Origin of the sequence: Belnapia arida (assembly GCF_016773205.1) — a bacterium.
GTDB lineage: Bacteria > Pseudomonadota > Alphaproteobacteria > Acetobacterales > Acetobacteraceae > Belnapia > Belnapia arida.
This window is the reverse complement of sequence record NZ_JAETWB010000021.1, coordinates 58,456-77,569: the sequence shown is the minus strand read 5'-3', so window position 1 is coordinate 77,569 and position 19,114 is coordinate 58,456. Positions and strand designations below refer to the sequence as shown.

Genomic DNA, 19,114 nt, shown 5'->3' with positions numbered 1-19,114 from the left:
AGGCCGTCATCGTCAGCACCATGAGGCCGGTTTGATCATCGGGTGGCAGGTCGGTCAATACGGCGACGATCAAAACCGCAGGGTCAGCATCCGCTACACTCATGTCACCCAATCCACCGTCGCCAGAACGGCCTCCGCACCTCGGCCTCTGCTCGGTCAGCCCGCTCCCGCTCCCGGGCTAAGGCGGCCTCCGTAGCCTCCAGCTTGGCCAGTGCTTGTCACTCTCGCCCGGAACGCGCGCCGTCGCCGCGAACGTTTGGACATTTCTCTGGACGAGCTTGCAGCTCGCTGTGGTTATCCAACGATCTATCTGAGAGACGTCGAGCACGGCACCGCAGAAAGCCCGCGGCGGGGCTTTTTGGATAAGCTCGCGACCGCGCTTGATACGTCGATTGACGATCTTCTTACGGATGAGCCACCAGTCTTGCGTGTCATCCAGGGCGGCAGAAGCGCTGCCTGACGTTGCCGGGTTTGAGCCCGACCTTAGCCGCCAGTTGTCGACGAATAGGCTCCCTCGGCGGATGTAGCCCCGCACACCTGCAGGCTGCAGTGGCCGCTGTGGAGGCTAGCTTAGCCAGGGCTCCAGCAGCTCCCGCGCACGGCCGACTTGCTCCTGGATGAGGTCCGGTGTCGCACCTTGCGTTGCAAGGAAGGCTCGGATGTCGTTTTCCGCCACGGCCCACGTAATCTGCGCCTTCAGGGCGGCGACGAGGTAGTCGGCGGCGCGAACGCGATCGGAGTGATGGAGGGCGAAAGGGGCTGAGCCCAGGCCAAATGCCCCCTTTATCCGGTCGTAAGCGGTACTAGTCCCGGGCGGCCGCTGGTCTCCCATCATGGCTGCTCTCCTGCTCAAGTGTCGCGGTAGGTAACGCGATGGCAGGGTTAAGAGAGGATGTAACTCCGAAGCTTAATCCCGCTGCCGCTCATAGAATTTTGCCGCGGCACCCCGGCTGGCGGTCAAAGTCCGACCTTCGCCGCTGCATTGTCCACGAAAAGGCTGCCTCGGCGAATGTATCCGCGCAGGACCGGCAGGCTGCGGTGACCCGACTGATTTTGGATATGCCGCTCCGCTACCCCAGCGCGGGCGGCGCTGGTGATGAAGCCGGACCGGAGGCTATGCCCGGAGAAGTCTGCCGGGTTGCTGCCGGCAGCTTCCACTGCCGCTTTCACCACCCGCGCCACGTCGAGAGGCGAGAGCCGCGCCGAGCCGATCTTGCCGCCGCGGTTGACCGAGACGAATACCGGGCCATTGGTGATGCCGGCTGCCTCGAGCCAGGCGCGCAGCGTCAGGACAGGGCATGTCCGCTCCGACTGCCCATAGGGGAGGGCGACCTCGGTCCCTTGGCCTTCTTGGTCCGTTTTCCGGCGCCGCAGGGTCAGTACAACCCCCTCGGCGACGAAGCGGATGTCGGCCAGATCCAGCGCCACCAGCTCAGACCGCCGGAGCGCGCCGGCGAAGCCGACCAGCAGCAGGGCCCGGTCGCGCAGCGCGCGGGGGCCAGGGATCTTGGCGAGTTCGCTCAGCGCGTCCCGCAGCACCACCACATCGGCCGCCGCCTTCTTCGCCGGGGCGGTGCCGTGCGTGCGGCGAATACCCTTCATCGTCTCGCGGATGGCCGGGTGCTGCCGGTCGAGCCGGTGGCCCTGGAGGCGGTGCGCCTAGCCGATCGCTACCAGCCGCATGGTCAAGCTGGCCGCCTTGTGCGTGCTGGCCCGCGCCGCGAGGTAGCTGCCGACGACCTCTGGCGCAGCGGGGAGGGGGGTATGACCCCCAGTGGCGCACCAGTCGATGAAATCGGCCCATGCCGCGCGATAGGCCCGCCTGGTGTTAGCGGCCGCAGCCTCACTGGCGTAGGTCCGGGCAGCATCGGAGAGCGGTGCCGCTGGCAGCATCTCGGTGACAGAGGCTTGAATAATGGCAGCCATGGATATTGGTCAGACCCTCTTAGGCTTCGGCCAAGGCTCAAGTCTCACGAGCCTATAGCTAGGAAACTTCGTATCGTTCCAGGTATCTAACCGATGGCCACAGACCAGGCAGTCGTAACTGCCGCTGTCCTTGATCGGCAGGCGTACCATTCGAAATTCATAGAAGGAGCCGCAGCGCGGGCAGTCCTTCTTCTTCGAAGCCGAGAAGCCGGACGTTCTGACCATGTCAGCCTCCGCATTCCTAGCGTTCGATAAACTATCACTACCAAACGCAGGACGAATGCTTGGGAGCTAGCGAAGCCAGTACGCTGAAAGCTGACACGGGCTCCTGCTGACTTGGGTAAGTTGCGGTAAGTCCCGGTGGAACAGGTTAGCCCTGCCAATCGATGCCCGTGCTCCCGCCCGGTTGGCGCCTATAGCTGTACCTGACCTCAGCGGTCCTTCACCCGTGGCTCATCAAGGTCCGGGTCCAGGCGTGAAACGGACATACCCACCAGGATTGGCGGCTCTGCGCCCAAGGTGGTCTTTCAGCCGCGGGCGCCGGTTGCTCCAAAGCGGACATTCCGTTGGGGCTATGTCTGGACCATTGGACCATTGGACCATTGGACCATTGGACCATTGCAGATCGAATTGCTTCGCTACCTCGCACCGTTATTGTTGCCGCCGAACTGCCTGCACGAATCTGGTGAGCAGTAAGACCAACGCGCCTATCCATGGTGACGAGTTATACGGTGCGCGCGACCGCTGATGGCTGCATCGGCCTGAGCACCAAGCCGGGATCGGTGACAGAGCGTTTTGGCAGGGTGTGCCAACGGCGTCACATTCGAAGGCGGTTGATTCGTCAGCCAGCCGTCTCGAAGGTGCTTGCTCCTCGAACGAGCTGTCTCAGCAGACCTCGTCGCTCGCTGACGCCGTGCGGGGGCGGTGGCCCACAGCAGCGCGGATCGCGTTCAGCAGGGCCTCCTGCGGATAGGGCTTGTGCAGCACCGTGACGGCTCTAAGGTCGCGCCCCTCGAGCGAGAACGCACTGCTGTAGCCGGTCGCAATGATGTAGGGCACTCCGCGGGTTTCCAGCAGATCAATGGCCGTGAACGCCACCTCGCCGTTCCCGAGGTTCACGTCCAGCATGCCAGCCGCGAGGTCCCGAGTGGCCAGGGCCAGCCGCACGGCCTCGGCCAGGTTCCGGGCAGGGCCCACCACCTCACAGCCAAAGTTGGACAGGATGTGTTCCAGTTCGGCCGCCAGGAGTGGCTCGTCCTCGACCACGAGCACGCGCGGCCGTTCGTTGGCTTGCAGAGGCGGCCTCGCAAACGGCTCCGCTTGCTGGTCCGTCGTCCGCGCCTCGACGTCGCCGCGGGAGATGTGCGCCAGCGTAGACGCTGGTGCTGCCGACGCAACGAAGCGAGATGCAACGCTGATGCTGCAGGACATTCCCGCTGAAGCCCAGTTGACGACGAGCGATCCCCCGAGCTGTTGGCTAGCGAGCAACGCCATGAGCCGCGAGCCAAAGCCGACGCGCGCCGGAGGTTGCTCGATGGGCGGTCCACCACGCTCCTCCCAAAAGAGGCGCAGGTCGCCGCCCTTGCCGTCCCAGGTCAGCGAGACCGAACCCTGCGCCGACCTAAGTGCCCCGTACTTGGCCGCGTTGGTGGCCAGCTCGTGCAGCAGCATGGCCACTGGCTGCGCTGCCTCAGCGCGGAGCCGCACCGGCGAACCCGCAATCGAAATCCGCCCAGGATGAGCCGCCAGCTCACCCTGAGCGAGGGTATGAAGGTCAGCGCCGCGCCAACCCTCGGTTGCCAACAGCGAGTGCGCCCGGGCCATCGCCGCAACCCGGCCCTCAATCGAGGCTGCGAAAAGTGTCGCGTCAGCGCGCGGCGTCAGCCGTAACAAGGAGAGGACCACCGCCAGCGCATTCTTGGCGCGATGGTCCACCTCCCTGGCCAGCAGCAGGCGCAGCTCTTCTGCCCGCTTCCGCTCGGTCACGTCCGTTAGGGCTTCCAGGACGGTTGCCGGCTGGCCCTCGGCATCGTGGCGAAGCACCTTATGCACGGTGACGACTATTTCCCTGCCGTCCCGCGTGCGATGACGAAGGTCGCCTGTCCACTGCCCGTTGCGCTCGAGGGCTGCCTCGACTTCGCCACGTGGTACTGGAAACACGGTCTGCAGCAGCTCATGAGCGCTCTGCCCAATCGCCTCGGCTGCCGTCCAGCCATAGAGGCCGGCACACCCCTCCGACCAGAAGCGGATCATGCCATCGAGGTCGCGAATCATGAAGGCGCCCAGGTCCAGCGTGGCCAGCAGGTCACGCTGCCGCGCCGCACTCTCGGCCAGGGCCGTCTCGGCACGGCGCCGCTCGGTAATGTCAACAGCTACGCCAGTGAAGCGTGCCGGACGCCCCGTCAGGCCACGGAGGACGACGCCGCGGGTGGCAATCCAGCGCACCTCTCCGCCGGCATGGACAACCCGGTATTCGTCTGCATAGGTCCCAGCAGCGAGACCGGCACGCGCTGCGCCATCAGCATGGGACCGGTCGTCCGGGTGCAGGCGGGCGAGCCAGTCCTCCCAGCTGTGCGCAGACGCCTCGGGGGACAGCCCATGCAGGCGGCTCCACGAGGCGGAGTGGGCGGTGATGTTCGCCGTTAGATCCCACTCCCATATTCCGGTGCCGCCGGATTCTGCAACGAGGTTCAGGCGCGCCTCACTCTCGCGCAAGGCGATCCGAGCCTCGCGTTCAGCCAGCGCCGCGAAGCGCCGGTCATATAGGGCAGCAACGAGCCCAAGCAGCAGGATGAGGAACGTGGCCGCTGCGACCCCGAGCGCCAGGCCCACATGGTCGAGGCTGCCATGGTTATGCCCGCCCGCAACGACTGCACCATCACGCGGGATCCACGTCACGGCTGCCATCCCGGTATAGTGCATGCCCGCGACCGCCAGGCCCATGGCAACCGCGGCCGCCATGCGCTCCGGGAGCGCGGTGTCACGGCGCGCGAGCCACAGGGCGACGGTCGCCGCGCCGACAGCAATCAGGACCGAGCCGACGACCAGGACGCCATCGTAGTGCAGATCGGCAGGCATCCGCATCGCGGCCATGCCGGTATAGTGCATGGCGGCGACCCCAGCGCCCATCAGCAGGCCGCCTGAGACCAGGGCAACCGGCGGGCCACCTCCACGCCCGAGGACGGTGAAGCCGAGCCCGGTGAACAGGACGGCCATCATCAGTGACAGCACCGTCAGACCAGGGTCGTAGTCCATCGGCAGGGGCAAGCTGAAGGCCAGCATGCCAACGAAGTGCATGGACCAGATGCCGCCCCCCATGGCGAGCGCCGCGGCGGCTAGCCAGACGCGGCGCGCCCAGCCGACGGAGGCCTGCATTCGTCCGGCCAGGTCGAGTGCCGTGAACGCGGCCGCAGTGGCAACCGTGATGGAAAGAATCACCAGGGGCCAATTATGGCTTCCGGTCAGCACGAGCCCACGCCTTCAGCGGAGGTCTTCTCTGGGGCTGTCGACTGTGCCACCAACCACGTTGGCCGCCGCGGACGAGGGCACGCTGGGAGCAGCGCTGAGATCTGCAGCTCCGATGTGGCCCAAGTGCTTCTTCAGGGCGACCTCAATCAAGTTGGTCAGCGTCCGGCTGTCTCGCCGAGCCTCCACACGGGCAGAGGCGAGGAGGTCGGCACTCAGCCGCAAGGTGATGGGCGTGCGCACGACTACATCTCCTGCGTGAATCTGAGTGATCGTGTATTGCACAGTGGTTGCGCCCAGGAACTCGCGAACGCGCGATGCGTGATGTTGCGCTGCACTGAAATGGTTGCTGGATTGATCGCCGACCAGATCCGCGCGACAGACAATGACGGCGGAGATGGTTTAGCAATTCACCAGGCTCCCTTGCGATAAATCCTAGTGGGACAGGTGAGCCCTGCTCGCCCGCCTCGCACCAGAGATTGACTGCTCCTTTGCCGGGCCGCGATCAGCGCATGTCGGCGGTCAGTCGCGCTCGTGCCGCCTCGACCGCAGCGCCCGCGACAATCCCTCGACCGAGTACGGCTTGTGCAGGAGCTCGAACTCTTGCGCGCCGCCGTTTGCCAGCACATGACTGTAACCACTGGTCAGGATGATCGGGACATTTGGCCACCGCAGCCGAATCTCGCGCCCCAGCTCCACCCCGTTCATCCCCGGCATGACCACGTCCGAGAATACCACGTCGAACCGGCCCGCATCCTCTTCCAAAAGTTTGAGGGCCGCCCTGGCGTTCGGCGCCAGGGTCGCCTCGTGACCGAGGTCCTCCAGCATCTGTCGGGCGAACTCGCCGACCTGGGTGTTGTCCTCGACCAGCAGTACGTTCCGACGCCCTGCCGTGGGTGGGTCGGCGCCCTCTTGCGGCTGCGACGGCGCCACGACCGCCTTGGCCTCTGCTCGGGGCAGGTAAAGGGTGAAGGTGGTGCCGCGGCCAACCTCGCTATCGACGTCGATCTCGCCGCCCGACTGCTTGGCAAAGCCGTAGACCTGCGACAGCCCGAGGCCGGTGCCCTTGCCGACCTCCTTGGTCGTGAAGAAGGGCTCGAAGATCCTGCCCAGCATCTCCGATGCCATGCCCGAGCCGGTGTCGCTGACCGACACTGCGACGAAGGCGCCGGGCGCGCTCGCGTGTCCCCGAGTGGATGGCACCTCGCAGGCGAGCCAGGTCTTGAGCGTCAGGCACCCCTCGCCACTCATCGCGTCCCGCGCGTTGACGGCGAGGTTCACCAGCGCCGTCTCGAATTGGTTCGGGTCGGCCTCGACGGTGCAGCCCTCGCATTCGATGACCGTCTCGATCTCGATGCGGGCGCCCACCAAAGGTCGGACAAGGTCGGCGACAGCCTGCAACCGCTCGCCGACGGCGAACACCTCGGGCTTGAGCGGCTGGCGACGGGCGAAAGCCAGGAGCTGGCCCGTTAGCTTGGCGGCGCGGCTCGCCGTGTCCGCAATGGCCCCTACATATCGCTGCCGCCGATCCTCGGGCAGGTCAGAGCGGCGTAGCAGGTCGGCGGCGGAGCGGATGACGGTCAGCAGGTTGTTGAAGTCATGCGCGACGCCGCCGGTGAGCTGCCCCACCGCTTCAAGCTTCTGGCTTTGACGCAGTATGTCCTCCTGCCGCCGCAGCTGCTCGGCCCGGCGCGCAACTTCAACCTCGAGGTGCTCGTTTAACCGCCGCAGTTCCTCCTCGGCCTGCTTGCGGTCGGTGACGTCAAGTGCGAACTCGACTACCTCGTCACCGATGCGGCGCGCGGCGAACAAGCCCCACCAGCGCGAGCCGTCCTTGCGGTAGTACTGCTTCTCGTAGGGCGTGGTCTCGCTGAGGGTGGTCACCTCCTCGATAGCCTTGGCCGAGTGCGCATAGAACTCCGGAGGCGTCAGGTCTTGCCAAGTCCTGCCGATCGCCTCCTCGCGGCTGAAACCGGTCATCCGTAGGAAGGCGTCATTGACCTCTGTGAGGTCGAAGTCCGGCCCCCAGAACATGACGCCGACTGTGCTGATGGAGAGGGCACCGCGCAGTCGCGCCTCGCTAAGCCGCAACGCCTCGCGCGAGCGCTCGCCCTCGGTGACGTCGCGTGACGAGGCCAGCAGCAGTTCGGGCCGCCCGTCCGCGCCTGGCACCGCGGTGACCTGCACGTCCCACCACTTCGGCGTGCCCCTGGCGGTCGCGCAGAAGCCTCGGAAGCGGCCAACCCTTCCCGCAGCCGCATCGGCCAAGGCCGCCCGAATTTTCTCCCGCTCTCCCTCCGGCCAGAGGGAGACCCACTCCTCGCCCCGGACTGAGCCGAAGTCCTCGATCTCCATCGTGCACAGGCCGGGGCCGTTCATGAAGGTCAGGCGCCCGTCAGTGGTTAGGAGCTTCAGGCAGTCAGCGCTGCTCTCCAGGACGCCGCGCAGCATAGCCTCGCTCGCCCGGAGGCGCTCCCCGGCAAGGTGCTGTTCGGTACGGTCTCGGACGATCTTGATGTAGCCTAGGTGCTCGCTTGTGGCCTCGTCTCGGAGCGGGGCCATGGAGCCAGCCCCCCAGAACCGGGAACCATCCTTGCGTATGTGCCAGCGTTCGTCCGCGGCGCGCCCGCTGCTCCGGGCCTGCGCCATCTCCGCTGCGCAGGCGCCCTCCTCCTGGTCCTCGGGCGTAAAGATTATGCAGGCGTCGCGGCCGACCACCTCCTCCTCTGACCAGCCCATCACGCGCTTGGCGGCGCCGTTCCACGTCGTGATGATGCCGTCCAGGTCGGTCGTGAGGATGGCGAAGTCGGCGGAGCTATCCAGGACAAGCTCGGCGATCCGGCTGCGGCTCGGCTGGCCGGGGCGCGAAAAGTCCAGCATGAGGTTGTTCACCGGCGCTCGAGGTGGGGACGCGATGCTGGGGAGGGCACGGAGATCTTGTGGCTAACCACCTCCACCTCCGCTCCGAAATATGCAAGGGGCGCCGCCCTTCCCATTGCCTTAGCGACATGTGCGAGCGAAAAGTCCGCGATCCGGGCGGACAACACGTTCACCGCCGCCTCGAGATCGGCGCCGCCGAGGGCGCCCTCGGCCACCCAGGCCGCAAGCATGCCTTCTGGCGTCTGGTCCTCGGCTGCCATCCAGCCCGGGGCCGGAGCGCCATGGCACTCGTCCCATTGCCCATACCAGAGCCGCCAGCGCGTCCTGGCCACGTCGGCCCGAGGCATGCCGGCGAAGCACCCGCGCGGCAGGTAGCCAACCGTAACGTTCACGTGCCGGGGTGGCACGCCGGACGACCCTGGCAGCAAATCCCAGACCAGGACCGCATCCTCGCGCCGGATCCTGCCGTCCACGAGTTGCTCTGGATGCATCGCCAGCGTGGGACAGGTCTCCGCCACTTTGCCGAGGCCCCGCCAGCGCTCCGGCCATTCGGTGGGGGGCAGGCGCTCAAGTAGCTCGACCACGACCCATAGGGCGCCACTTGGCTCCTCACCAGCACCGATGTCCCGCGCCCGGCGTCGGGACATGATGCCAGCGCGGTCGAGCGCGGCCTGCCACACGCCGCCGAACAGCGCCTCCAGCCGGGGCACCAGCCCTCTGTCGCCTGACATCCCACCTCCAACACGGGCCCGCGAGATATATAGGCGAACAGATCCTAGGAATGAAATTCCTGATTGGGAGGGCGACCCTCCGTGACCCGGGAGGCCTTAACCAGGCATTGACAGAAAACAGCGGTGCGCGGCAACCGCGCTCCGATCTGGCCGTTTTACTAGGCTTGAAGCTGGCGGCAGCATACACACGCCAGGAGCCCATGGGAGATGACCTGGACGGTTGCGTCGATGCCCAGTCTGAACGCCCCCATTGCAAGTGCATCGTCTGGCCGCCGGGCGAGCTTTACCTCTTCGGGTGACCTCGCACAGCCTAACCCCCAATACGAAGAACGCTCCTCCCAATGACCTCTGACGGCCGGGTCATCACTTCCCGGGAACGCTTGGATCGCACCCGGGAACATGCGTTGGCGGCGCCTCGGAAGGTGGACACTGGTGCTCATCCATCTGAAAGCCAGAACGGGAAGCTAACGAGCCTCCAAGCCTACCTCGTCACCTTCGTGCTCCTTGCGCTCGCTCCCGCCCTGCTGCTGGGGGCCTTGACCACCTGGGAGCTTGGGCAGGCCTACCGCCAAGCGGAGGAGGCGGGCCTGACCAGCACCGCGCAGGCGCTGGCGACCGCGCTCGACCGCGAGGTCGAGATCGCCGCCACGGCTCTCACCACCCTTGCCGCCTCGCCCTTGCTCGGGGCTGGCGACATTGCGGGCACCTATCCCCAGGCCGCCGCGGTGGGCCGCGCCTTCGGCGGCTGGGTCGCCCTGCTGGAGGCGGACTCGCAACAGATCTTCAACACGCTCAAACCGCTCGGTGCCGAGCTTCCACGCGGAAGTGGTGGCTCCCATGTCGGCCGCGCCATCGCATCCGAGCGCCCCGTGGTGAGTGATCTGTTCACGGGCGCGACCGCTCGGCAGCCGGTCGTCGCAGTGTTCCAGCCGCTACCACTCGGCACGGCTGGAGCTGCACCTGAGGGAAGCCGCGTGCTGCTCCTCGCCTTCAGCCCGAAACGCCTCTCCGCGCTGCTCGAGCGTCAGGAGCTTGGTCACGCGGGCGGCTTCGCCGTGCTGACCGACGGCAACCACAGCGTCCTGGCACGCTCGTCAGAGCACGGGCGCTTCCTCGGCCAGTTGTCCCCCGCGTGGTTCATCAAGGCCGTCACCGGCCAGGATCGCGGGCTGGTGCGCGGTGGCACGGCGCTGGCCGGACATGAGGCGGTGGCTGCATTCCAGCGCCTCGAGGTGGCTTCCTCCTGGGTGGTGACCGTGACGCTGCCCTACGCGCCGTACCGGGGACGGTGGCATGGGCCCATGCTGCGCTACGCCATCGGCGCCGCCCTGCTCTCCGCTGCGGCGGCGGCTGTGGCAGCGTTGCTGGCGCAGCGCCTGCTCCGGCCGCTCCAGGCGCTTGCGCGGGATGCCGATCGCCTGCGGCAGGGCGACGACCCGGCGTCGTCACAACCGGAGCGCATCGCCGAGTTGGAGGCGCTGCGCCGGGCGTTGTGGCGCGCGGTCGAGGCGCTGCGCGCTCGCGCGACGGCCGAGGGTCGCGCGACGGCCGCGGAGGAGGCTACAACGGAACTCTGTCAAGCGGCCAGGTGGCGTGAGCTGCTCGTCCACGAGCTGAACCACCGCGTGAAAAACGTGCTCGCCACCGTGCAGTCGCTCGCCTTGCAGACGCTGCGCGGGACGCGCGGCGAGCCCGACCGCTTCGTGCACGACTTCACGGGCCGCCTCCGCAGCCTGGCGCGGGCGCACGATCTGCTGACGGCTCGCGGCTGGGAAGGCGCACCGCTGGACGCGCTGGTCGCGGCGGCCCTCGCGCCCTGGCGTGGTGGAGAGCGCATCGCGGCGTCCGGCCCGGAGCAGGTGTACCTGACCTCTCACCAGGCCCAGGCCCTGGCACTTGCCCTGCATGAGCTGGCCACCAATGCCGCGAAGTATGGTGCCTTGTCCCGCCCGGAGGGCCGGGTGACGGTGTTTTGGGCGCGGCGTCCGCAGAATGCGGGGGGTCAGGAGGTGGTGGTCGAGCTGACCTGGGCCGAGACTGGTGGGCCGGTGGTCACTGGTGTGCCTGAGCGGTGCGGCTTCGGCACACGCCTGCTAGAGCGAGGTCTTTCAAGTGACCTTGGCCCAGACTCGTCCGTGGTGCTGCAGTTCAAGCCGGAGGGCCTTCGAGCACTTCTGCGCTTCCGGCCCTATGCCCGACCTAATCAGCTCTGCGCCTAAAAACGCGTGCGCGCGAAGCGACCGGAAGGGTGTCAGTAGTGCGGACACCCTTCGATGGTGTCGAGGGTATCGCTATTGGCTAGACCCCTCTGCACCAAGCAGCAGTGCAGATGATCTCGCATTCCCAGCCTTCAGAGGTCACCGGGATGGTCGGTGACGGGGAGGGTCAGGTTCAGCGGAGGCCTCCTGCGATGGCTCTTTGGCGTGCTTCTGACCGTCCAACCGGTCCGTCATGGCTGTTTGGAGCCTTTGTTCACGGTACCGGCGCGCGACTTCCCGAACGATGTCGTGGGCAAGTTCCTCCATCACCAGCTTGGCTGGTTTGTGGACGGGCAATACAGGGCTCCTCTCGTAAACGGCGTGGGCGCCGGCTGAGTGCAGGGCGAGGTTAGGCAAGAACCGGACCATTTGCTGGGGCTTGCTCTGGCTTATCAGCCGCAGCCGACATCGTTGCTCCCAGCCGCTTCACCATCGCGGCCCCGCCGGTGGTCCGCTGCACCAGCACGCTGCGACGGTCCCGACCGTCGATCGTCCGGTACGCCAACTCGAGCTCTTCCAACCGGTCGAGTGCGCGGGTGACAACGGACTTGCTGATGTTCAGATGCTTCGCCAACCCGCGGATGGTCTGCAACTCGTCCGTTTGGTAGACCATCAGCGCTATGCCGATCTGGCGGAGGGTCAGATCTGGCTGGTCGGACCGAACCTCGGACAAGCACGTCTCGCGCAGGATTTGCAGTAGGCGGTCGGGGTCATTGCTCACCGCTTGTGTTCTTCCAGCGACACAAGCCGATCGCAGGCTGAAGCTAAATCCTTATAGCCAGAGAACCTTGCCAACGCCTCCAGGGAGGCGAGCCCTACTTGCCGAGCAACAGGGTCAGCTGCCGCAAACGGACTTCCTGAAGTATCCGCTGACCCAGCCTTCTGTTGCCGCATTTCGTGCTGGTCAAACGCCCCTTCGAAGATGCGCAACAGGAGAGTGGCTATCTCTGGGTTGGGTGCCTGGTTCTCATCGGTTTGCATGGTTGCTCAAGGAGATCCCATGCCTTGTTCCTAACGGCTCCATTGGTGAAAGACCACCAGGGCGATCGCCAGCATCCCGCCTGTCATCAATAATGCGCCCATGCGAGTGTCGAGCGTTCGGGAACTCAACACGCCCACAATCAGCATGACAGCCAGACCTAAGGCGAATGCTTCAGCCCGCGTCATGGTTCTCCCTTGGATGGCCTGACCCGTCGCCCATCACGGCTCGCTTGGCAGAGTGAGGAAGCACCATGCCTTCGGCTGGCGGCAGTCCTAGCACGTCAACGCATGCCCCGTCGATAGAGTTTCGGAATAATACCGCTTTGACCTCTCAGGGTCGGGTGCTTGGCTTTCTCAGCTGTACCCCAGCGCCGCCGCCGTTTTCAGCGATGAACGCGACACCGGCGGCCTCAAAAGCAACGCCGACGGCCCCTGCCGTCTCCCGCAAAGGCTTTCTCCTCGCTCTAAGCAGGTGATTGTCGTGGGGGAGAATGGCGTCCAACGCCGAGCTAGTTACGCTTGCGGCCGAGCTCCGCGTTGTGGAGGAGACATTCAACGAGGGCCGCCAACCTCGCCCGGCTGGCGCCGCAATCGGTAGGGGCCGCCGCATGAGCCTGTCGCAAGCCGATCGAAACCTGATGAATGCTATCCTGGAAGAGACGTACAACGCGCTGAGCGCGACCAGCGCCTTGCAGATCGTGGTGGAAGCCGAGCAAGACGAAGCCAGCGCCAGGACGCTTAAGTGGCTGGCTGTGGAAGTCTGGCGTCTGCTGTCGCAGATTCGGGGCGATGTGGAGATGGCGCTTTTGGTTTGTGTAATGTGAGCGACGGGACCTCGGTGGCCCCGTCGCTCTGCCCCGACGTCAGCCGACTGTGCGGCTTCCACGCACAAGCAGGGTGTCGCGGGTACCGCGGCGGGCACCAAGTATGGTCGCTATGGCACCGAGCAGCATGGTCCCGAAGACCGCGAAAGCGGCCATCGAGGTGCCCGAGGCGGCAGCATCTGCCGCGCGGCGCGCAGACTCTTCCGCCTGCCGCGCAGCTTGGGTGGCTTGCTGCTCGGCGGCTTGCACACGCGCCTGGGCATCCTGCGGGCTGAGGCTGTACTCGGCGGCCACCAGCTGGCTCATGCGCTCACGGTCGGGCTGTGACAGCTGGCCCTCAGTGACGCGTCGGGTGACGAGTGTCCCCATTTCCGCCTTGCGCTGGTCCGAGGTCATGCTGGCAGGATTGCCACTCCCGCCGGCCAGCGCGCCCTGCACGCGGTCCACCAAGCCCTGTGTTGCGGATTGCAGCGTGCCAGTGTCCGTGCGGTTGGCAACCTGCTGGCCGACTGCCGAGGCGGCGGATCCGGCACCTTGAGCAGCACCGCCCACGAGGCTGGATACGCCGCTGGTGGCGGTGGAGGCGATACCCGCCACGAGGTTGCCCAGTAGCACGACGGAAATCAGAAAGGTTGTGCCCCAGACGGCAAGGCCATGCAGGGTGCCATCAGTATGGTCCGCAGTGCCTGAAAGACGCGCGGCAATGTAGCCACCCACCGCCAGTCCAATCAGGTTCGACACCAAGAGCCAGATGGCCGCGCCGATGCCGAATGAGGAAGCCGACGGGGTATCGCGCGCGGTGGCGTCAACCGTGGTGGCGCCCACACCGGCACCGAGGGCATTGAGCATGAGCCCGATCGTCACGGCCACCACGGCGCCGGCAAAGATTGCCCCCCACGAAATGCGGGATGGCAGCGATGGAGCGCCCTCGGGGAGGGCCGCTGCCGTAGTGGCGCCCGTGTCGTAGATGCTTGTTCCACCCGAGGATACCATGTCGACAAATCCTTGCTGTTAAACGCCGTCGCAGGGTAGGCCTGAACCAGCAGCACGTCATGTTCAATGAGGTGACACGGCAAAAGTGGTCCGGCTCTGGTGTTAGTGTTTCGGCGGATTTCCTCATGACGGGTGTGGAGATTGGCCATGAAGCGGCGGTTTTCGGTGGAGCAGATCGTGGCGGTGCTGAAGCAGGCCGAGTTGGGCCTGCCAGTGGCCGAGCTGACGCGCAAGCTCGGCATCTCGGAAGAAACCTTCTACCGCTGAAAGAAGCAGTACGCCGGGCTGGAGACGGACCAGGTCTGTGAGTTCAAGCAGCTGACCGAAGAGAATGCCCGACTAAAGCGGCTGGTCGCTGAACTCAGCCCGAGACTGCCCAGACGCGGATCCGCTATGGCTACCGGTGGGTCCACATCATGCTCAGGCGTGACGGCTGGACGGTAGGGCGCAACCTGGTCTGGCGGTTATACCGCGAGGAGGGCCTTGCCTTGCGCAGCAAGCGGCCAAGGCGGCGCAAGATGGTTGTGCACCGCGAGGCGCGCTACGTGCCCAAGCATCCCAACGAGGCCTGAAGCCTCGACTTCGTCCACGACCAGCTGAGCTAGGGTACGAAGTTCCGCGCTCTGACCGTGGTCGACATCTGGAGCCGTGAAGGTCTGGCAGTCGAGGTTGGGCAGCGGCTCAAGGGGGAGCATGTGGTCGAGGTGCTGAACCGCCTCGCCCGCCAGCACCCGTTTTATCGGATAATGGCCCTTCGGCAGATGCTGCCGGTTGCGGTAGCGCAACTCGAACCTCTCCCGGTACTCCGGGACAGTTGCACCCAAATCCGCGATCTCGCGCACGCTGTGTATCTTGAGCGCGGCCCTGTTTGCTCAGGAGATACTCTGCTTGGGTTCGAAGAGGATGACCCCGTCCTACAGTGCCGCTGGTGCATGGGTGGGCTCGTTGACGCTGAGATTAGATCGATATCCGAGTAATGCGTCTTCTCTGATGTTCAGTTACCTGTCTCGCTTCCCATCAAGGCAAGAAGACTCAGTCCAGGGCTTAAGCTATGCGCCCAAGGGAAATAATTCGAAGCTCATTTGCCACGGGTTACAGTGAGGGCCGAGACACAGGCGGGCACGCCACCGCGACAATGTCACATTAACTCTTTGGTGCAGAGCAGCTGGTCACCGCCGTCGGAGCTCTCGTGCATTCCCCTCGGGAGTGCCGACGCCTTGAAGTAGCGCAACACCGAAGTGCTTGCGGTACCGAGGAGACCATACCTCTGCATCGCGCCTAAAAATCTGGAACTCGATAGCGGGTTGGCGTGCTGGATCCCGGCGGCAACTCCCCCGGGAACCCAGCACCACCTCCCATTTGGGGACGTCAGACGGCGTTGGGGCCTTGGGTCGTGGTCTTTCCTACTGTCGAGTTCGCCGCGCCTGGTATGCGGTCGTCCTCCACCTCCACCTCGGTCCGACGCACCGTATCGGTAACGGTCTGGGTCTGCTCATCGGCCGTCTTGCGGACGACCAACTCCTCCTTGACCCGCGCATCCTTGGAGACAACAGCCTCCTCGGCAGTTTCGGTCGCTTCGATTGTCCGCTCCTGGAACAGGGCAGCGTCAGCCCCAGTCGCCGGCCGGTCGACGGTGCGACGCTGCACGTCCACGTGCTCCTGGTGCAGAATCACCTGCTCTTGCACCGGTGTCTCGACGACGTAGCTGCGGATCCGGACCCTGCCATGGGCACTTTCGCGCTTGCCAACGCTCAACCGCTCCTCGACGACCGGGATGCGCGCCTCATCCGGCGCGGCGCCAAGCCGCTCCACGGCCCCGGACTCGGCATGGGTCGTGCTTGCCGAAGACGCGGCGGTTGGGGAGGCTGAGCCACCGATCCAACCCTCCCGCCGCCATTCGTCCTCGCGGGTCGACAGGTCAACGGCACCGCTGGCCTCGAGGACATTAGCCACCTCATCGAACCGGCCCTCCGGCACCTCTGCATGGACAACGCCACCACCACGCCGGAACCCTTCGGCCATGGATGCCGCGTCCTCCTGGGGCAGAGACAAGGCGGTCAGACGAGACGAGGTGGTGCTATCGTAAACTTCGGCTCGGACGCCGCCGACCTGCTGCGCCAGATCGTCCGCGGCCTTTTGGGCGGCCTGAACGGTATCGAAGTAGGCAGTGATGTTTTTGGTCATGGTGAAGCCTCCTGATTATTCGGCCGAAATTGAACTAAAGTACGATCTGGAGCGGACCTTGGCCCTGCGGAATTTCTGATTTCGGAGCCACGCCCGAATAGCGTCCGTGCCTGAACGACCTGATCCAACATCAGTTTGCCGACCCGCAGCGACCAATTGGTCGAACTCGCACGCTTGGGCGGGATGACCCGTTGGCAGATCCGGCAATACCTAACCTTACCCAGCGATACCGCAGGGAGCGGCTCGGAGGGTCCATCGCGGCCGCCTCAACACGGGGCAAAGGGGTCATTATGGCTCAGGAAGGGACCCTCACCTTTCCGCGCCAACCAGGGTGTCGATGGGCACGTTGATCTCGCAACGCAGGCCTGAAGGTTCGAACAGAAGCCGAGCCTCAGCCCGTAGCTCCTGGGTCAGTCCGCGCTCGACCAAGCGGGAACCGAAGCCACGATCTGGCGGCGGCTGGACGGGCGGACCGCCTTTCTCACCCCAACATAAGGTGAGCCGGTCGCCATCGATGTGGGCCTTGATGGCCCAACAGAGGTGGACGGACCCGCCGGGTGCCGACAAAGCGCCGTAGCTGACCGCGTTCGCCGCCAACTCGTTCAACGCCATGCCGAGCGCGACCGCGGCGCCCGAACGGAGAGCAACCTCTGGCCCCCTGGTTAGCAGGCGCTTCGCGTTGCCGCCCAGGTACGGCGCCACTTGTGCTTCCGCCAGTTCACCAAGGGGTACGCTTACCCATTGATGTCGTGCGAGTAGTCGGTGCACGCGAGACAATGCGCGAAGGCGCTCTTGAAAGGCATCCTTGAACTCGGCCGCCGTCTCCGCCTTTCGCACCGTCTGAGCTGCAACGGACTGCATGGCAGCAAGGGTGTTGTTAACACGGTGGTTCACCTCCGCGGCCAGCTGCCTCCGCTGCTCTTGGGTACGTCTAAGGTCGGTCATGTCACGCTGCACAGCGACCCAATGCGCCACGTGGCCGTTTTCCAAGACTGGGGTAATCAGCCACTCGACGACGTATTCAGTGCCATCCTTGCGGTAGTTGATGGCCTCCCCCCGGAAGCTTTGGCCCGCCACCAGCGCCGCCCGCAGATCATCCAGGAAGGCGCGATCTGTGTTCGGGCCCTGAAGAATACGCGGCGTCTGGCCCAAAACCTCAGGCGACGCGTAGCCGGTCAGTCGCGTGAAGGCGGGATTGACGTACTGGATGCGGGGGCCAGGCAGGTCCACCTCGGGTCCGGTTACCACAACGGCCTCACCGAGCGCCTCGATGACGGTACGGAGGAGCGTCATCTCCTTAGGTGGTTGTTCCGTTAGCGGCGGCGAGGGCACCCCGGTGTCGCCTAGCTCTTCGTCGCTTCCATTTGGGTGAGGCATCGGTCCGGTGATGGTTTCGCAGTGGCTGCATGGCACGCTGCAGACATCCAACCACGTTTGGCGCTTCCGGTTTCTCCGTTACGGTTTCAGGCTCCGTTCACCCCGGCATTCGCCGCCATTCGCACCGACCTACGATACCGGTGGCGCGGGCTTCGCCTCAGGCATGGCCTGGCGCTCGAGTTCAACGTTGATCACCGCACCGACGAGGACGGCCGCGGTGGAAACCCAGGCCCAGAGCATGAAGCCCAGCACGGCCCCGACCGAGCCGTAGAGCCAGTCGTAACGGCCAACCTCCTGCATGTACCAGGACACTGCGGCCGACCCGAGCAGCCAGGCAATCGCCGCCAAAGCACTGCCCCAGCTGACCCAGTGCCAACGAGGGCAGGCGCGGCAAGGACCGTGGCGATAGGCGAGTGCGAGGACGACCGAGACTGCGGCGAGCAGCAGTGGCCAGCGCAGCAGGCGCAGCAGCCAGTCCATGGTGCCGCCTGGCCCGGCTGCAGCCGCGAGCGCGAGCGGCACGCCCAGGACGCCGCCGAGGGCCAATACGGCGAAGGCCACAGCCCCGAGCGCGAACAGCAGAGCGATGCCGACCAGCCGTACGAGGCCGCGTGCCTCGCGCTCGCCGTAGGCGACGTTCAGTGCCCCGAACAACTGCATCGCCGCGGCCGTGGCGCTCCAGAGCGCGGCGGCTAGGAGTGTCGCGGCGAGGCCGACCTGACCGCTGCCCACGGCCGCCATCCGCCCCAGGGCATCCCGTGCCACCTCCGCCGATCCGGCAGGCAGCATACCAGCCAACGCCTGCAGCTTCTCCGCCGCGATCTCCGGATCAACAAAAAGGCCGCATAGCGCCACCAGCGCGGCGAGCGCGGGAAACACCGCAAGGAGTGCGTAGAAGGCAACCGCCGCCGCTTCGCCAATCAAGCGGTCCTCAAACACACGCCAGAAGCAGCGGGCCAGCACCTGCCGCCAACCCCGCACTGGGATGCAGGCGGGGGTGCCTGCCCCACGGCCGTCGCATGTCCGCATCTGGATTGTGGCTGCGGCGGACATGACGCTTTGCTCCAAAACCTTCTGTCATAAAGCCCAAACGCGGTACCATGCAGATTGGCACCGGCGCCGAGCGGAACGAGCTGCTGCGAAACTTGACCGAATTCCCACCTTGTGCACCCTCATGTCTTTGTTGGCCCGCTTCGCAGCAACAACCGTTCCCTTGCTCGCATTTCTACCATTGCGGCCGGTCCGTCGGCGCACGCTTTATCTGTTTCTCCGGTTTCGAAAAGTGCTGCGACGCGATTAGCTAGCGTTTTGCTGTCAATCTGTTTCGGCAAAAGTGAGAAGGTGCCGCTGAGCGAGCTGTCCATGGCTCGCATTCCTGACCCTCTCCCGGAGCTATACCGGTGCGGCGTCAACGCACCATGCCGGCCGGCTGTCGCCAAGCTTTCTGGCGTCACCGCATTAAGGGAGAAAGCCCCCGAAGAAATATCCTGGGAGT

16 protein-coding genes and 1 pseudogene are annotated in these 19,114 nt (G+C 65.5%); 4 read left to right on the top strand and 13 right to left on the bottom strand.

The genetic code is table 11. The features are described 5' to 3' along the window. Positions 1–211 precede the first annotated feature (211 nt). Entirely contained in the window at positions 212–460 is a 249-nt protein-coding gene (locus JMJ56_RS35615; RefSeq protein ID WP_407927942.1) for a helix-turn-helix domain-containing protein, read from the top strand. A 105-nt stretch (positions 461–565) separates the two neighbouring features. Here JMJ56_RS35615 and JMJ56_RS24285 read toward each other — a convergent pair whose 3' ends face one another. From JMJ56_RS24285 to JMJ56_RS24260, 6 genes are all read right to left on the bottom strand, one after another. Further along, positions 566–835 carry a hypothetical protein gene (locus JMJ56_RS24285; RefSeq protein ID WP_202834351.1) on the bottom strand — a complete coding sequence of 90 codons (270 nt, stop codon included), beginning with the start codon at positions 833–835 and terminating at the stop codon, positions 566–568. 122 nt (positions 836–957) lie between these two features. Then, positions 958–1,602: a site-specific integrase gene (locus JMJ56_RS24280; RefSeq protein WP_202834350.1), complete on the bottom strand. Its 645-nt coding sequence runs from the start codon at positions 1,600–1,602 to the stop codon at positions 958–960. 57 nt (positions 1,603–1,659) lie between these two features. Then, a complete protein-coding gene (locus tag JMJ56_RS24275) occupies positions 1,660–1,926 on the bottom strand; it encodes a site-specific integrase (RefSeq protein WP_202834349.1) in 267 nt (88 codons plus the stop codon). A gap of 885 nt (positions 1,927–2,811) precedes the next feature. Next, positions 2,812–5,394: an MHYT domain-containing protein gene (locus tag JMJ56_RS24270; protein ID WP_202834348.1), complete on the bottom strand. Its 2,583-nt coding sequence runs from the start codon at positions 5,392–5,394 to the stop codon at positions 2,812–2,814. A 519-nt stretch (positions 5,395–5,913) separates the two neighbouring features. Next, positions 5,914–8,271: a hybrid sensor histidine kinase/response regulator gene (locus JMJ56_RS24265; RefSeq protein WP_202834347.1), complete on the bottom strand. Its 2,358-nt coding sequence runs from the start codon at positions 8,269–8,271 to the stop codon at positions 5,914–5,916. Positions 8,272–8,279: 8 nt separating this feature from the next. Then, a complete protein-coding gene (locus JMJ56_RS24260; RefSeq protein WP_202834346.1) occupies positions 8,280–9,002 on the bottom strand; it encodes a hypothetical protein in 723 nt (240 codons plus the stop codon). A 404-nt stretch (positions 9,003–9,406) separates the two neighbouring features. On the opposite strand from JMJ56_RS24260, the gene JMJ56_RS24255 reads away from it, so the two are divergent. After that, positions 9,407–11,221 carry a sensor histidine kinase gene (locus JMJ56_RS24255; RefSeq protein WP_202834345.1) on the top strand — a complete coding sequence of 605 codons (1,815 nt, stop codon included), beginning with the start codon at positions 9,407–9,409 and terminating at the stop codon, positions 11,219–11,221. A gap of 388 nt (positions 11,222–11,609) precedes the next feature. Here the strand turns inward: JMJ56_RS24255 and JMJ56_RS24250 are convergent, their stop codons facing one another. After that, positions 11,610–11,981: a MarR family transcriptional regulator gene (locus tag JMJ56_RS24250; protein ID WP_202834344.1), complete on the bottom strand. Its 372-nt coding sequence runs from the start codon at positions 11,979–11,981 to the stop codon at positions 11,610–11,612. Positions 11,982–12,271: 290 nt separating this feature from the next. Next, on the bottom strand, positions 12,272–12,427 hold the full coding sequence (locus JMJ56_RS24245; protein WP_202834343.1) for a hypothetical protein: 156 nt from the start codon (positions 12,425–12,427) through the stop codon (positions 12,272–12,274). 422 nt (positions 12,428–12,849) lie between these two features. Here JMJ56_RS24245 and JMJ56_RS24240 point away from each other — a divergent pair, with 422 nt between their 5' ends. After that, positions 12,850–13,065 carry a hypothetical protein gene (locus JMJ56_RS24240; protein WP_202834342.1) on the top strand — a complete coding sequence of 72 codons (216 nt, stop codon included), beginning with the start codon at positions 12,850–12,852 and terminating at the stop codon, positions 13,063–13,065. 39 nt (positions 13,066–13,104) lie between these two features. Here JMJ56_RS24240 and JMJ56_RS24235 read toward each other — a convergent pair whose 3' ends face one another. Further along, positions 13,105–13,914, bottom strand: coding sequence for a hypothetical protein (locus tag JMJ56_RS24235; RefSeq protein WP_236038388.1), 810 nt, complete (start codon positions 13,912–13,914; stop codon positions 13,105–13,107). A gap of 291 nt (positions 13,915–14,205) precedes the next feature. Here JMJ56_RS24235 and JMJ56_RS24230 point away from each other — a divergent pair. Then, positions 14,206–14,786: pseudogene (locus tag JMJ56_RS24230) on the top strand (transposase); the annotation flags it as partial. Positions 14,787–15,426: 640 nt separating this feature from the next. Here the strand turns inward: JMJ56_RS24230 and JMJ56_RS24225 are convergent. From JMJ56_RS24225 to JMJ56_RS24210, 4 genes are all read right to left on the bottom strand, one after another. Next, positions 15,427–16,242, bottom strand: coding sequence for a YsnF/AvaK domain-containing protein (locus tag JMJ56_RS24225; protein WP_202834341.1), 816 nt, complete (start codon positions 16,240–16,242; stop codon positions 15,427–15,429). Positions 16,243–16,551: 309 nt separating this feature from the next. Then, entirely contained in the window at positions 16,552–17,535 is a 984-nt protein-coding gene (locus JMJ56_RS24220) for an HWE histidine kinase domain-containing protein (protein ID WP_202834340.1), read from the bottom strand. A 213-nt stretch (positions 17,536–17,748) separates the two neighbouring features. After that, a complete protein-coding gene (locus tag JMJ56_RS24215) occupies positions 17,749–18,672 on the bottom strand; it encodes a YihY/virulence factor BrkB family protein (protein WP_202834339.1) in 924 nt (307 codons plus the stop codon). A gap of 119 nt (positions 18,673–18,791) precedes the next feature. Continuing rightward, on the bottom strand, positions 18,792–18,983 hold the full coding sequence (locus JMJ56_RS24210; protein ID WP_202834338.1) for a hypothetical protein: 192 nt from the start codon (positions 18,981–18,983) through the stop codon (positions 18,792–18,794). Positions 18,984–19,114: the final 131 nt, after the last annotated feature.